The organism is Pseudomonas shahriarae, assembly GCF_014268455.2.
GTDB classification, from domain to species: Bacteria; Pseudomonadota; Gammaproteobacteria; order Pseudomonadales; family Pseudomonadaceae; genus Aquipseudomonas; species Aquipseudomonas shahriarae.
The window spans coordinates 1781564-1797948 of the sequence record NZ_CP077085.1 but is presented as its reverse complement, the minus strand read 5'-3'; the positions used below and the strand labels follow the sequence as shown (position 1 = coordinate 1797948).

The 16385-nt window shown below is 61.6% G+C and carries 4 protein-coding genes; 3 read left to right on the top strand and 1 reads right to left on the bottom strand.

From position 1 onward, the window contains the following. Positions 1–170: 170 nt before the first annotated feature. Positions 171–10979 (bottom strand): retention module-containing protein, encoded by a 10809-nt coding sequence (locus HU773_RS08045; RefSeq protein ID WP_217883919.1) that lies wholly within the window; start codon positions 10977–10979, stop codon positions 171–173. Positions 10980–11446: 467 nt separating this feature from the next. Between HU773_RS08045 and HU773_RS08040 the strand changes: the two genes are divergently transcribed. Genes HU773_RS08040 through HU773_RS08030 form a run of 3 tightly spaced genes read left to right on the top strand, consistent with a single transcriptional unit; the run spans position 11447 to position 16354 of the window. Further along, a complete protein-coding gene (locus HU773_RS08040) occupies positions 11447–12805 on the top strand; it encodes a TolC family outer membrane protein (protein ID WP_057958844.1) in 1359 nt (452 codons plus the stop codon). 23 nt (positions 12806–12828) lie between these two features. Next, positions 12829–14988: a type I secretion system permease/ATPase gene (locus HU773_RS08035; protein ID WP_186625259.1), complete on the top strand. Its 2160-nt coding sequence runs from the start codon at positions 12829–12831 to the stop codon at positions 14986–14988. Between the two features lie 10 nt (positions 14989–14998). Continuing rightward, on the top strand, positions 14999–16354 hold the full coding sequence (locus HU773_RS08030; RefSeq protein ID WP_186625258.1) for an HlyD family type I secretion periplasmic adaptor subunit: 1356 nt from the start codon (positions 14999–15001) through the stop codon (positions 16352–16354). Positions 16355–16385: the final 31 nt, after the last annotated feature.

Sequence of the window (16385 nt, the reverse complement as noted above, 5' to 3'; positions counted from 1 at the left end):
CCATATCACGCAAAGTATGGTGCTTATAACTCAATGAGCTAAAGCCACAGGCCAGTACCTGTCTGTGGCGAGAGACGTGGCGAGGGAGCTTGCTCCCGTCGGGGCGCGAAGCGGCCCTGAATGGGACTGCTACGCAGTCCAACGGGAGCAAGCTCCCTCGCCACAGGGGATTACACGGTATCCACCTTCAACGAATGGTCATTCAACATCCCATTGATGATCGTCGCCGTATCCGCCCCGCCCGCAATCAACCCGCCCGCGCCCGGCGTGACGCCGTATTGGGTCGCCAGGTTGACCCCGGCCAGGTCGATGGTCTGGTTCGGCGTGGCACCTGCAACGGCGCTGATGTCGATGGTGGTCGTACCGCCCACCACCTTGAAGTGCAGGTAGTCATCCAGGGACGCCGTCGTCGCATTCTCGCCTTGCAGCAATTGCGACAGGTCGAGCTTGTCGGTGCCCACCGCAAAGTCGGTGATGACATCGTGCCCGCTACCGCCGGTCAGGTACTGGAAGGTATCGGCGCCAGGGCCACCGGTCAGGGTGTTGTTACCCAGGCCGCCGATCAGGATGTCATCGCCCCCCTCGCCCTTGAGGGTGTCATTGCCCAGCCCGCCGGAGATCAGGTTGTTGTTGCCGTTGCCCGTGAGGAAGTCATTGAAGTTGGAGCCCACCAGGTTCTCCAGGGCCATCAATGTATCGGTTCCGGCGCCGCCAGTGATTTGCCCCGTCGCCAGGCCAAGGTTGACGATCACGCCTGCCGTGGCATGGGCATAGCTGACGGTGTCGAGGCCCGCCCCGCCATCGAGCAGGTCATTGCCGATGCCGCTGAACAGCAGGTCATTGCCATTGCCGCCGTGCATCTGGTTGTTGCCGGTGCCGGCGGTGAGCACGTCGTTGCCATCGCCGCCATTGAGGATGTTGTTGCCGGGCCCGGCCATGATGATGTCATCACCGTTGGTACCGGTGAGGGTCGTACCGGCCTGGTAGCTGATGTCTACCGCGGCGCTGTCGCTGCCGCCGTGGTTATCGCTGACCGAGTAGTTGCCGTGGTACTGCGGTGTGTAGTCCTGGGCGCCGGCGTAGTTGATCTTCATGTCCAACTGGTAGCTTTCTGTGCCATTGGGGTTGCCGCCTGTTGGATTGGAGGTGTTGGTAATGTGAATCTGATAGCTACCGTCCGCTAACGCAGTCAGCGTCGTGCCATCCGCAAGAGGGAGCTCGCTGCCACCGTTGATCGAATAGGCCATGATGATGTTACCGACCGGCCGGTTGTGATCCAGGCTGAGGGTCTCACCCGCCTTGAGCGTGACCGTTAAGCGATCGTCGGCCGTAGCGCCACCGACATTGCCGAGACTGCCAGTGATCAAAAGTGCTGCAGTGAGGTTCGCCGCATCACCGGCAAACGAGGTACGTACATCCCCCACAGTTGTACCGGTGAGCGTTCTGGTCCCCGTCCCGGTAAAGGCCGCGCCTTTGGCCACCCAGCCGGTTGGAAAACTGGTGGGGATAGCCGTCAGGTTGTCATGGTTGGCATCGCTGTCATTGGCCAGCAGCAACTCGGCAGGCACCACAATATTGCTCGACAGGATATTGGTGATCACATGGTCATCACCCGCCACCGGCGCCACGTTCGGGTTGACCTTGACTACCAGGCTGGACGTCGCGAGATCGCCGTCGTTGTCGCTGACGGTCACGCCAAAGGTTTCGGTGACCAGCGAGTCGGTCAGCTTCGGCGGCGTGTAGCGGAACTCGCCGTTGTCCATGTCCACCACCAGCGTGCCGCCCTGGTTGGTGGTGATGGTGACACTGTTGCTGACGGTGTCGAACGTACCTTGGCCGCCTGGCAGGTTGGCACTCATCGAGCCCCCCGCCGCCGGGTTGTAGGTGTAGGTGATGCCATCCACCGTGAGGGCTTTGACGAAGCCACCGTCAGCACCGAACGAGCCGTCCGTCAGCAGGCTGCCGGTGACCGGCGCGCCCTGTACCGTGCCGGCCAGCACCGCATCCAGGCCCGCCAGGTTGGCCACCACCACCGCGTTGGTGTTGGTGTGGGTGCTGCCGTCGTAGGCCACCGGGTCCAGGTAAATACTGTTGACCCCCGCCCCCAGGCCTATGGCATAGGCCTTGATGCCGTTGGCATCGAGGAAGGCCCGCCATACGCCCTCTTCAGTGGCGTCGATCCCGTCGCCGTATTCCGGGTTGACCACGTTGCCGGGGTTGTTCGGATTATTGGTGTTGGACGTGGTGGGGTTACCGTCCGAGAAGAAATACGCCACGTTCTGCGCGCCTTCCAGCTTGCCAGCGGTGCCATAGGCGGTCTGCGCGGTGCCGAGGGCCGAGTCGTAGTTGGTGCCGTTGAACGCCGTGAGGTTGTTGACCAGGGTCTTGGCCGTGGCGACGCTGACCCATTGGCTGCTCAATTGCTGGGAGCTGTCGTTGAAGGTCACGATCTGCACCTTCACATCACCCATCTCGTCGTAGCGGTTAAGCAACTCGGTGATGGACGCCTTGGCCAGGTCAAGCCGCGTGCCGCCGGCCCCCGAGGCGTCGTTCATGCTGCCGGAAATATCAATGATCAGCAGCAGGTTGGAGTCCACCTCCGTCGCCGTGACTTCACGCGCGCTGGACACCACTTTGGGCACATCATCGACAATGCTCACCACGATGCTGCTGGTGGTGGTGTTGCCCAATTGGTCGGTGGCCTTATAAGTGAAAGTCTCGGTCAATACATTCGGCCCGTCGTTGCTGTTGGGCAAGGTCTTGGGTGCCGAGGTCAGGGTGTAGGTGTAGGTGCCGTTGGGGTTGAGCAGGATCTGCCCATAAGTGCCGGTAGCGCTGCCGACCAGGCTGAAACTCAGCGGACCACTGCCGCCGGTTACCGAGTCTGCGAGGTTGCCGCTGGCGGTTTCCGTGGTGGCCGTCGGGTCGCTGCCGACCACGGTGCCAGGCGCCAGGTCCTGGCCGTCGAGGTTCAGGTCCAGGGCTTTCTCGTAGACCGTGACATCGCCGTCAACCACCGCCTTGAGGCCGCTGTCGGTCACTGTAATCGTCAGGGTGGTGGTGCTTAGGTCACCGTCGGCATCCCGCACGGTATAGACGAAGGTGTCCACCGCCCCCGGAGGGCTCACCGCGTTGGGGTTGCTGTGGTACACGGCGTTGCCGTTGGCATCCAGAGTCAGGTAACCATAGGTGCCGTTGATGTTAGCGCCCAGGCCGCCAGAGGCCGGGGTGCCGATGTTGCTGCCCGCCCGCACCCCGACTACCGCGCCAGCCAATGTGGGGCTATCGGCGCCGCCGACATCATTGCCCAACACATTGGCGCTGACCACACCGCCTTCTATCACCGAACGCACGTCGGGGTTGGCAGTGGGCAGGTCATCAATGATGTTGATGTCGATCGTACCCGTCGCAGTATTGGTGTCGTTATCGCTGGCCGTGACCGTGATCTGCTCCGACAGACTGTTATCGCCGCTGGCATTGGGGTGCGCTTCATTGTCGAGCAAGGTGTAGCGGTAGCTGACCACCCCGGTGCTGGCGTTGTAGCCAGTGATGGTCAGGGTGTTGCCGAAGCCGGTAGGTTCCGATTGTGGGAAGGTCGCGGCGACGCCGTTGGTGACGACGCTGATGCCGCCCACAGTCAGGTTTTTCAGGCCGTCCAAGGCGGTCACCGTGAAGGTACCGGTCTGGGTCAACAACGGGATGTTCGGGCTGGAACCATCGACCAGGTTTTTCTCATAGACGGTCAACTCGCCGCCAGTGACGTCCAGGCCGGTGAGCACGACCGGGTCGTTGTTGTTATGCACCTGTAGCACCAGGTTGGCGGTGCTGGTGTCGCCGTCGAGATCATTAAGCTGATAGGTGAAGGTTTCGGTGCCGTTGCCGCCGCCATTCAGGGCGATAAATTGCGGGTCAGTTTTGTCCAGGGTGTAGGTGTAGCTGCCATCCGCGAACAGCTGCAATGTGCCGTAGGTACCGACGATAGTGTTGGGCGTAACCGGGCCGGTGGCGATGCGGTCGGCGCCTTGTACGTCGTTGCCCAGCACGCTACCGCTCAGGGTCAGCAGGCTCTCGGAGGCGATACCTGCGGGATTGTCGTCGACGGCTTTTGGCACGTCGTCGACCACATTGACGTCCAGTGAACCGTTGGCACTGCTGTTGTTGCTGTCGGTGGCGGTCACCGTGAACGACTCGCTAATGCTATTGGTACCCGCGCCGGTTGGGTGGCTATCGGTGCCGTTGAGGGTGTAGCTGTAGCTGATCACCCCGGTGCTGGCGTTGTAGCCGGTGATGGTCAGGGTGTTGCCGAAGCCGGTGGGTTCTGATTGTGGGAAGGTCGCGGCGACGCCGTTAGTGACGACGCTAATCCCCCCTACTGTCAGGTTTTTCAGGCCGTCCAAGGCCGTCACCGTGAAGGTGCCGGATTGAGTCAGCGCAGGCCCATCGTTAGCGCTGCCCAACGGCAGGTTTTTCTCGTAGACGGTGACTTCGCCACCATTGACGTTCAGGCCGGTCAACACCACTGGGTCGTCGTTGTTATTCACCTGCAACACCAGGTTGGCAGTGCTGGTGTCGCCGTCGAGATCGTTAAGCTGATAGGTGAAGGTTTCGGTGCCGTTGCCGCCGCCATTCAGGGCGATAAATTGTGGGTCAGTTTTGTCCAGGGTGTAGACATAGCTGCCATCGGCGAACAACTGCAATGTGCCGTAGGTACCCACGATGGTAGTTGGCGTAACCGGGCCGGTGGCGATGCGGTCGGCGCCTTGTACGTCGTTGCCCAGCACGCTACCGCTCAGGGTCAGCAGGCTCTCGGAGGCGATGCCTGCGGGGTTGTCGTCGACGGCTTTTGGCACATCGTCGACCACATTGACGTCCAGTAAACCATTGTCGCTGCTGTTGTTGGTGTCAGTGGCAACCACCGTGAACGACTCGCTAATGCTATTGGCACCCGCGCCGGTTGGGTGGCTATCGGTGCCGTTGAGGGTGTAGCTGTAACTGATCACGCCGGTGCTGGCGTTGTAACCGGTGATGGTCAGGGTGTTGCCGAAGCCGGTGGGTTCCGATTGTGGGAAGGTCGCAGCGACGCCGTTGGTGACGACGCTGATGCCGCCCACAGTCAGGTTTTTCAGGCCGTCCAAGGCCGTCACCGTGAAAGTGCCGGATTGGGTCAGCGCAGGCCCATCGTTAGCGCTGCCCAACGGCAGGTTTTTCTCGTAGACGGTGACTTCGCCACCATTGACGTTCAGGCCAGTCAGCACCACTGGGTCGTCGTTGTTATGCACCTGCAAGACCAGGTTGGCGGTGCTGGTGTCGCCGTCGAGATCGTTAAGCTGATAGGTGAAGGTTTCGGTGCCGTTGCCGCCGCCATTCAGGGCGATAAATTGCGGGTCAGTTTTGTCCAGGGTGTAGGTGTAGCTGCCATCCGCGAACAGCTGCAATGTGCCGTAGGTACCGACGATAGTGTTGGGCGTAACCGGGCCGGTGGCAATGCGGTCAGCACCTTGTACGTCATTACCCAAAACACTGCCGCTCAAGGTCAGCAGACTTTCCGAGGCCACTTGTGCATTGGCGTCATCAACTGCAGTAGGCACATCGTCGACCACATTAACGTCCAGCGAACCATTGTCGCTGCTGTTGTTGGTGTCAGTGGCGACCACCGCGAACGACTCACTGATGCTGTTAGTACCAGCGCCGGCTGGGTGGCTATCGGTGCCGTTGAGGGTGTAGCTGTAACTGATCACACCCGTGCTGGCGTTGTAACCGGTGATGGTCAGGGTGTTTCCGAAGCCAGTGGGTTCCGATTGTGGGAAGGTCGCGGCGACGCCGTTGGTGACGACGCTGATACCGCCCACAGTCAGGTCTTTCAGGCCGTCCAAGGCGGTCACCGTGAAGGTGCCGGATTGAGTCAGCGCAGGCCCATCGTTAGCGCTACCCAACGGCAGGTTTTTCTCGTAGACGGTGACTTCGCCACCATTGACGTTCAGGCCGGTCAACACCACTGGGTCGTCGTTGTTATGCACCTGCAACACCAGGTTGGCGGTGCTGGTATCACCGTCGAGATCGTTAAGCTGATAGGTGAAGGTTTCAGTGCCACTGCCGCCGCCATTCAGGGCCATGAACTGCGGGTCAGTCTTGTCGAGGGTGTAGACATAACTGCCATCGGCAAACAGTTGCAGGGTGCCGTAGGTACCCACGATGGTAGTTGGCGTAACAGGCCCGGTCGCTATGCGGTCAGCACCTTGTACGTCATTACCCAAAACACTGCCGCTCAAGGTCAGCAGACTTTCCGAGGCCACTTGTGTATTGGTGTCATCAACTGCAGTCGGCAAGTCGTCGACCACACTGACGTCCAGCGAACCATTGGCACTGCTGTTGTCGCTGTCGGTGGCGACCACCGTGAACGACTCACTGATGCTATTGGCGTCCGCGCCGGTTGGGTGGCTGTCAGTGCCGTTGAGGGTGTAGCTATAGCTGATCACCCCGGTGCTAGCGTTGTAGCCAGTGATGGTCAGGGTGTTGCCGAAGCCGGTGGGTTCCGATTGCGGAAAAGTAGCGGCAACGCCGTTGGTGACGACGCTGATGCCGCCCACAGTCAGGTTTTTTAAGCCGTCTAAGGCGGTCACCGTGAAGGTGCCGGATTGAGTCAGCGCAGGCCCATCGTTAGCGCTGCCCAACGGCAGGTTTTTCTCGTAGACCGTAACTTCCCCGCCATTCACCTCAAGCCCCGTCAACACCACCGGATCGTCGTTGTTATGCACCTGCAACACCAGGTTGGCGGTGCTGGTGTCGCCGTCGAGATCGTTAAGCTGATAGGTGAAGGTTTCAGTGCCGCTGCCGCCGCCATTCAGGGCCACGAACTGCGGGTCAGTCTTGTCCAGGGTGTACGTGTAGCTGCCATCCGCGAACAGCTGCAATGTGCCGTAGGTACCCACGATGGTAGTTGGCGTAACCGGCCCGGTCGCTATGCGGTCAGCACCTTGTACATCATTGCCTAGCACGCTGCCGCTCAGGATGAGCTGGCTCTCGGAGGCGATACCTGCGGGATTGTCGTCAACGGCTTTTGGCACGTCGTCGACCACATTGACGTCCAGTAAACCATTGTCGCTGCTGTTGTTGGTGTCAGTGGCGACCACCGCGAACGACTCACTGATGCTATTGGCGTCCGCGCCGGTTGGGTGGCTGTCAGTGCCGTTGAGGGTGTAGCTATAGCTGATCACCCCGGTGCTAGCGTTGTAGCCAGTGATGGTCAGGGTGTTGCCGAAGCCGGTAGGTTCTGATTGCGGAAAAGTAGCGGCAACGCCGTTGGTGACGACGCTAATCCCGCCCACAGTCAGGTTTTTCAGGCCGTCCAAGGCGGTCACCGTGAAGGTGCCGGATTGAGTCAAGGCCGGCCCATCGTCAGCGCTACCCAACGGCAGGTTTTTCTCGTAGACGGTGACTTCGCCACCATTGACGTTCAGGCCGGTCAACACCACTGGGTCGTCGTTGTTATGCACCTGCAACACCAGGTTGGCGGTGCTGGTATCACCGTCGAGATCGTTAAGCTGATAGGTGAAGGTTTCAGTGCCACTGCCGCCGCCATTCAGGGCCATGAACTGCGGGTCAGTCTTGTCGAGGGTGTAGGTGTAGCTGCCATCCGCGAACAGCTGCAGAGTGCCGTAGGTACCCACGATGGTAGTTGGCGTAACCGGCCCGGTCGCTATGCGGTCAGCACCTTGTACGTCATTACCCAAAACACTGCCGCTCAAAGTCAGCAGACTTTCCGAGGCCACTTGTACATTGGCGTCATCAACTGCAGTAGGCACATCGTCGACCACATTGACGTCCAGCGAACCATTGTCGCTGCTGTTGTTGGTGTCAGTGGCAACCACCGCGAACGACTCACTGATGCTGTTAGTACCAGCGCCGGCTGGGTGGCTATCGGTGCCGTTGAGGGTGTAGCTGTAACTGATCACACCCGTGCTGGCGTTGTAACCGGTGATGGTCAGGGTGTTTCCGAAGCCAGTGGGTTCCGATTGTGGGAAGGTCGCGGCGACGCCGTTGGTGACGACGCTGATACCGCCCACAGTCAGGTCTTTCAGGCCGTCCAAGGCGGTCACCGTGAAGGTGCCGGATTGAGTCAGCGCAGGCCCATCGTTAGCGCTACCCAACGGCAGGTTTTTCTCGTAGACGGTGACTTCGCCACCATTGACGTTCAGGCCGGTCAACACCACTGGGTCGTCGTTGTTATGCACCTGCAACACCAGGTTGGCGGTGCTGGTATCACCGTCGAGATCGTTAAGCTGATAGGTGAAGGTTTCAGTGCCGTTGCCGCCGCCATTCAGGGCCATGAACTGCGGGTCAGTCTTGTCGAGGGTGTAGGTGTAGCTGCCATCCGCGAACAGCTGCAGAGTGCCGTAGGTACCCACGATGGTAGTTGGCGTAACCGGCCCGGTCGCTATGCGGTCAGCACCTTGTACGTCATTACCCAAAACACTGCCGCTCAAAGTCAGCAGACTTTCCGAGGCCACTTGTACATTGGCGTCATCAACTGCAGTAGGCACATCGTCGACCACATTGACGTCCAGCGAACCATTGGCACTGCTGTTGTTACTGTCGGTGGCAACCACCGCGAACGACTCACTGATGCTGTTAGTACCAGCGCCGGTTGGGTGGCTATCGGTGCCGTTGAGGGTGTAGCTGTAACTGATCACACCCGTGCTGGCGTTGTAGCCAGTGATGGTCAGGGTGTTGCCGAAGCCGGTAGGTTCCGATTGTGGAAAAGTAGCGGCAACGCCGTTGGTGACGACGCTAATCCCGCCCACAGTCAGGTTTTTCAGGCCGTCCAATGCCGTCACCGTGAAGGTGCCGGATTGAGTCAGTGCAGGCCCATCAACAGCACTGCCCAACGACAGGTTTTTCTCATAGACCGTAACCTCCCCGCCATTCACCTCAAGCCCCGTCAACACCACCGGGTCGTCGTTGTTATGCACCTGCAACACCAGGTTGGCGGTGCTGGTGTCGCCATCGGCATCCGTCAGGGTATAGGTAAAGCTTTCAGTGCCGCTGCCACCGCCATTCAATGCCAGAAAATCGCTATCGGCGGTATTCAGCGTGTACACATACGTGCCATTCGCCGCCAACTCCAACGTGCCGTAAAGCCCCGTGAAGGAGCCCGGCGTAATCGGCCCGGACGCGACCCGATCGGCGCCTTGCGCGTCATTGGTCAACACCGTGCCGCTCAGGGTCAGCAGGCTTTCGGAGGCCACTTGCGCATTGCCGTCATCGGCAGCGGTCGGTACATCGTCCACCACACTCACGTGCAGAGTGCCGGTGGCGGTGCTGTTGTTGGTGTCGTTGGCGATAACGCTGAAGCTCTCGGTCAGGTCATTCAACCCGCCCGCCGACGGATGCGCCTCGGTGCCCGTCAGGGTATAGCTGTAGCTGATCACCCCGGTGGCCGGGTCAAACCCGGTGATGGTCAGGGTATTGCCCAGGCCGGTGGCGATGGATTGCGGGAAGCCGGCGGCGACACCGCCGGACACCACGCTGATACCGCCCACCGACAGGTTCTGCAAGCCGTCCACGGCCGATACGGTCAGGCTGCCGGCGCGGGTCAGCGCGCCAGCGTCAGGGCTGCTGCCGTCCACCAGGTTTTTTTCATAGAGGGTCAGGTCGGCGCCATTTACGCTGATGCCGCCAATCACCACCGGGTCATCATTGTTGTGCACTTGCAGCACCAGGTTGGCGGTGCTGCTGTCGCCGTCGGCGTCGGTCAGGGTGTAGGTGAAGGTTTCGCTGCCATTGCCGCCGCCCTGCAGCGCGACAAAATCAGGGTCGGCGGTGTTCAGCGTGTAGGTGTAGCTGCCGTCAGCCGCCAGCACCAGAGTGCCGTATTGACCGCTGAACGTGCCGCCGGTGATCGGGCCGCTGGCGACGCGGTCGGCACCTTGGGTGTCGTTATCCAGGACGTTGCCGCTGAGGGTCAGCAGGCTTTCCGAAGCGCGACCCTCATGGCTGTCATCCAGCGCCTTGGGCACGTCGTCGATGAGGGTGATATCCAGCGAGCCGGTGGCGCTGTCGTTATCGCTATCGGTGGCGACCACCGCGAATTGCTCACCCAGGCTGTTGCTGCCGTTGCCCGACGGATGGGCCTCATTGCCGGTCAAGGTGTAGCTGTAGCTGATCACCCCGGTGGCTGCGTTGTAGCCGGTGATGCTCAGGGTGTTGCCCAGCCCGGTGGTGATAGTTTGCGGGAAGCTGCTGGCCACCCCGCCGCTGACCACGCTGATGCCGCCCACGGTCAGGCTTTGCAGGCCATCGGGCGCCGAGACGTTGAAGGTGCCGGTCTGCACCAGCGCCGCCGGATTGCTGGCCGAGCCTTGTGCAAGATTGGCCTCGTTGAGCGTCAACTCGCCGCCCTCGACCTCCAGCCCACCCAGGCTCACTGGGTTGTCGGGAGGCACCACCACGGGCTGGTCGTTGCCGGTATCGGGCTGGCCGGCGACCTGGAACAACGGAAACTCAGGAATCCCGCCAAACCCTGCCGTGGGAAAGCCGATGACCGGCTCCACCCGCCCGGCGACTTCGGTCAACAACACAAAGGAGTGCCCACCGCCCAGCTCACCTGCCGCCGTGCTGCCGGTTTGGCCGGCGGCCGTGGCTTCAGCGGTCTGGGTCGGGTCGTCACCGGCGGCGATGGCTTTTTGCAGTTGCTGCACATCGGTCAACTGTGCCTGGCTCGGTGCAAGGTCTTCCGAGGCGTGAATCCGCGGCGCCTGGCCAGCCAGCAATTGCGGGGAAAGGCCCAGGCTGCTGTCGCGCCCCAGGGTCAGCTCCTGGCCGTTGGTCAGTTGCACCGCGACTGCACCGGCCGCACCGGTCTGCAGTTGCTCGCCGGCAAACAGTCGGTCGCCTTCGATCAGGCTTCGGCGACTGCCATCTCCTGCCACGGCAAAGACTTCCCCAACCACCTTGCTGACAACACCGATTAACTTGGCCATGCGCTTATCTCCCTGTCCGACCCCAGTAGTCGGCACCTCGGTTACGTGCACAAGTGCAGTGGATCGGGGGGGCCGGAAGTGGCACAAAACTGATTCAAATCAGCCGCCAACCCGCGCTTCAACCCCGTTACAGAGAGCCTTTCAAAAAGAGAGAGAGTGACAAAAAACCGTCACCAAAAAACGCCCTTTTTTTCGCTACCCCATCACCTGCTCGCACTTGCGATTGAACTTTCCCCGAGCCGAAAAACACGCCACAGCGCACATAACTCAAGGCTTGTGCTTTGAACAATGTCTTGCTTCGCGCAGAACGCATAAGTTTTTTTGGACATAAACATTATGAGAAATCCTTCTTAGCTCCCCCCGCAAATGTTCTTAGCTGTGTTGTTACAAGCCTGAGACGGTTTGCCCCCTAAATTCGTCAAATAAATGGCGACAGACCAGTAACACTGACACCGGGAGATGTACCCATGCGCGCCTTTACCCCCCTCTGCAGCGCGATTCTGATCGCCATGGCCTGCACCAACACCCAAGCAATGTCGCTGACCCAAGCGATCCAAAGCACGCTGGACACTCACCCGGAACTGAATGCCAGCCGTAACAGCCGGCTTTCGGCCGATGAAGATGTGAAAGTCGCCAGAGGCGGCTTCTACCCCAGTCTCGACCTCAATGCCGCCTACGGCCGTGACTACAGCGACAACAGCACCACCCGCGCCCGTGGTGGCAATCACCACACCGAGACCGACAACTACACCCAGTCGGAACTGCGCCTGCGCCAGATGCTGTTCGACGGTTTCAACACCTCCAACGAAGTGCAGCGCACCGGGGCGGTGGTCAACTCCCGCGCCTATTACACCCGTGGCACCGCCGAGAGCCTGGCCCTGCGCACCGTCGAGGTGTACCTGGAAGTACTCAAGCGCCGCGACCTGCTGACATTGGCCAAGAACAACCTGCAGGCGCACCTGCGCGTCACCGACCAGATCGGCCTGCGCACCGAGCGCGGCATCGGCAGCACCGCCGACCGCGACCAGTCCACCGCCCGCCGGGCCCTGGCAGACAATAACTACCAGACCGCACTGGTCGACCTGCAAGACGCCGAATCGAACTTCTATAGCGTGGTCGGGCGCATGCCGGATGAACTGGAAAGCCCGGCCTCGATCAAGGGCGAGCTGCCCAGCGACCAACTCGGCGCCCGGCGCAGCATGCTGGAGAACAACCCCTATCTGAAGTCGGCCCAGTCCGATGTGATGGCCGCCGAGAGCCAGTACGAGGTGGCCAAGTCGCCGTTCTATCCACGCTTCGATGCCGAGGCGGCGGTGGGCGCCAATAACAATGTGCGCGGCGACCTGGGTCACGATAACCAATGGCGGGTGGGCGTGGTGATGAACTACAACCTGTTCCGTGGCGGCAGCGACAAGGCCCGCCTGGCGTCGGACTCGCACAAGATCAACCAGGCCATGGACATCCGCAACAACGCCCTGCGCATGCTCAACGAGAACCTCAACCTGGCCTGGCATGCCATGGACAACGCCCGCATCCAGACCCCCACCGCCCGCGAATATGCCGAAACCACCCAGCGCGTACGCGCGGCCTATCAGGACCAGTTCGGCCTGGGCCAGCGCACCCTGCTGGACCTGCTGGACAGTGAAAACGAGCTGTACAACGCCAACCGGCGCTACACCGAAGTGCGCTACACCGAAGAGTTCTCCATGTACCGCGTGCTGGCCAATATGGGCGAGTTGCTGAACAAGGAGCGCGTGGTGGTGCCGGCCGAAGCCATTGCCCAGTCGGAAGTCAGAAGCGAAGCCCACCTGCCCGACCTGAAGTAGCCAAAGACGTGGAGCAGATCGCCGTGAGCCAGATGGAACCGCTGAACCCGGGTGTCGACCCGCGCCAGAGCTTTGATGACCCGTTGCTCGACGGCCTGCTGATCCTCTGCAAGCTGCACGGCTGCAGCGTCAGCCGTAGCAGCCTGAGCGCCGGCCTGCCCTTGGCGCAACAACGCCTGAGCCTGGACTTGCTGCCACGGGCAGCCGCCCGTGCCAGCTTGCAGGCGCGGGTATTGCGCCGGGACTTGAAGGCCATCTCGGCGCTGAACCTGCCAGTGCTGTTGCTGCTCAACGAAGGCCGCTGCGCGGTGTTGCGGCGCTGGTGCGAGGATGGCCAGGCGCTGATCCTGCCCAGCGAAGCCGAAGGCGGCGAACAGTGGGTCAGCCGCGAAGAGCTCGACGCGGCCTACAGCGGCCAGGCCCTGTTTGCCCGGCCACGGCACGAAATCGAAGACCTGCGCACGCCGCTGGTACCAAGAGTCGAGGCGTGGTTTCGCGACACCTTGAAGCTGTCGCGCTGGCTGTACAGCGATGCAATTCTCGCCAGTTTGCTGATCAACCTGCTGGGCCTGATGGTGCCGCTGTTCGTGATGCAGACCTACGACCGCGTGGTGCCGAACCAGGCCACCTCGACCTTGTGGGTACTGGTGATCGGTCTGCTGATCGGCACGGCGTTCGAGCTGGTACTGCGGGTGGTGCGCGCCCATCTGCTGGACACCGCCGGCAAGAAGACCGATGTGATTTTGTCAGCGACCCTGTTCGAGCGCATCACCGGCATGTCGATGAAGGCGCGCCCCGCCACCATCGGCGGTTTTGCCCAGAGCATCCATGACTTCCAGGGCCTGCGCGAATTCCTCACCGCGGTGACCCTTACCAGCCTGATCGACCTGCCCTTCGCCGTGCTGATGCTGCTGGTGATCGGCCTGCTCGGCGGCTGGCTGGTGATCATCCCTTTGTGTGCGTTCCCGCTGACCATCGGCTTTGCAATGCTGATCCAGGTACGCCTGCGCGACACCGTGCAAAAAAGCCTGAGCCTGGGCGCCGAACGCCAGGCGCTGTTGATCGAAACCCTCAGCGGCCTGGAAACCCTCAAGGCCTGCAGCGCCGAAAGCGAGCGCCAGCACCAGTGGGAAAGCACCCACGGCGCCCTCACCCGCCTCGACAGCCATGCGCGCAACCTCTCGGCGCTGGCCACCAATGGCACGCTGTTCATCCAGCAGTTTTCCGGGATGGCGACCATTGTTGCCGGGGTCTACAGCATCATCGCCGGCAGCCTCAGTGTCGGCGCGCTGGTGGCCACCTACATGCTCGGCAGCCGGGTATTGGCGCCGCTGGGGCAGATCGCCGGGTTGATCACCCGCTACCAGCAGGCGCAATTGACCATGCGCAGCACCGACGCGCTGATGGCCCTGCCCCAGGAGCGCGACCCGCAGCAGCGCCCACTGGAGCGCACGCAACTGAGTGGCGCCCTGGAAGTCAGCCAGGTCACCTTCCGCTATGCCGGGCAGAACACCCCGGCCCTGAGCCAAGTCAGTTTCCAGCTCAAGGCCGGCGAGCGCGTGGGTATTATCGGCCGCAGCGGCTCGGGCAAAAGCACCCTGGGACGCCTGGTGATGGGCTTCTACGCGCCAGAAGAAGGCCAGTTGCTGCTCGATGGCCTCGACCTGCGCCAGCTGGATGTGGCCGACCTGCGCCAACAAGTGGGCTATGTGGCCCATGACCTGCCGCTGTTGGCCGGTAGCCTGCGCGATAACCTGACCCTGGGCGCGCGCTATATCAGCGATGCGCGGATGCTCGAAGTGGCCGAACTGACCGGCGTCAGCGAACTGGCCCGCCAGCACCCACAAGGCTTCGACCGGCCAGTGGGCGAGCGCGGGCAACTGCTGTCCGGCGGCCAGCGCCAGGCGGTGTTGCTGGCCCGCGCGTTGCTGCTCGACCCGCCGATCCTGCTGCTGGACGAACCCACCAGCGCCATGGACAACAGCAGCGAAGAAACCCTGCGCCAGCGCCTGGAGCTGTGGGTCAAGGGCAAGACATTGCTGTTGGTCACGCACCGCACCTCGATGCTCAGCCTGGTCGACCGCTTGATCGTGCTGGACAACGGCCGCATCGTTGCCGACGGCCCCAAAGAAAGTGTGATTGATGCACTGCGCAAGGGCCGTGTCGGCTCGGCCGCCGTCTAGGAGCCCCACCATGTCAGCCACTCCCGCGCCACCGGGCTACTTCAAGAGCTTTGGCAAAACCGCCGACAGCGAATTCATGCCCGAACTGGCAGGCGCTGCGCTGCAGGACTCGCCGCGCCGTTCACGGATTATCGTGTGGCTGACCGCCGGCCTGATCATCTGCGCCCTGCTGTGGGCCAACTTTGCCGTTCTCGATGAAGTGACCATGGGCGAAGGCAAGGCCATCCCGTCGAGCAAGGTGCAAGTGATCCAGAACCTGGAAGGCGGCATCGTCACCCAGATCTACGTGCGCGAAGGGCAGATGGTGGACAAGGGCGACAAACTGCTGCAACTGGACGACACGCGGTTCCGCTCGAACAAGGGCGAAAGCGAAGTCGACCGGTATGCCCTCACCGCCCAGGTCGAGCGCCTGTCGGCCGAGGCCGAGGGGCGGCCGTTCAAATTGTCCGATGAAGTGATCGCCAAGGCCCCGCAAGTGGCCGAAGACGAACGCTCGCTGTTTGAACAACGCCAGCGGCGCTTGAGCAGCGAGCAACGGACCTTGAGCGAACAGCTGCGGCAGAAAACCCAGGAGCTGGCGGAGTTTCGCTCCAAACAGGGCCAATTCAGCTCCAGCCTGGCGCTGCTGCAACAAGAGATGAACATGTCGGCCCCTCTGGTGGGCACCGGCGCGGTGTCACCGGTGGAAATCCTGCGCCTCAAACGCAGCGCCGTGGAGATCCGTGGCTCGTTGAACGCCACCACCCTGGCAATCCCCCGGGCGGAATCGGCGATCAATGAGATCAAGAGCAAGATCGACGAATCGGTACAGACCTTCCGCTCGGAAGCCGCCAAGGAACTCAACGAAAAACGCACCGACCTGTCAAAAATCACCGCCACCAGCATCGCCATCGATGACCGCGTCAGCCGCACCACCGTGGTCTCCCCGGTGCATGGGGTGATCAAGCAACTGAAGGTCAACACCATCGGCGGCGTCGTCCAGCCGGGCAGCGACATGGTGGAAATCGTCCCGCTGGAAGACAACCTGCTGATCGAGGCCAAAGTACGGCCCCAGGACGTGGCGTTCTTGCATCCGGGGCAGAAGGCGATGGTCAAGTTCAGTGCCTATGACTACACGATCTACGGCGGGCTGGCGGCGAAACTGGAACTGATCGGCGCCGATACGATTACCGACGACAAGGGCAACAGCTTCTACCTGATCCAGGTGCGCACCGATAAGAACCATCTGGGCGGGGAGAAAAAACCGTTGCTGATCATCCCGGGGATGGTGGCAACGGTGGACATTATTACCGGGGAGAAAAGCGTATTGGATTACTTGCTCAAGCCGGTGTTGAAGGCACGCACGGAGGCGATGCGCGAGCGTTAGCGGTGTTTGGGCAGGCGCCATCGCCGGCAAG

Excerpts from the sequence above, each read along its gene's own strand:
- HU773_RS08040 (WP_057958844.1), top strand. The coding sequence starts at position 11,447 with ATGCGCGCCTTTACCCCCCTCTGCAGCGCGATTCTGATCGCCATGGCC.
- HU773_RS08030 (WP_186625258.1), top strand. The coding sequence starts at position 14,999 with ATGTCAGCCACTCCCGCGCCACCGGGCTACTTCAAGAGCTTTGGCAAA.
- HU773_RS08045 (WP_217883919.1), bottom strand. The coding sequence starts at position 10,979 with ATGGCCAAGTTAATCGGTGTTGTCAGCAAGGTGGTTGGGGAAGTCTTT.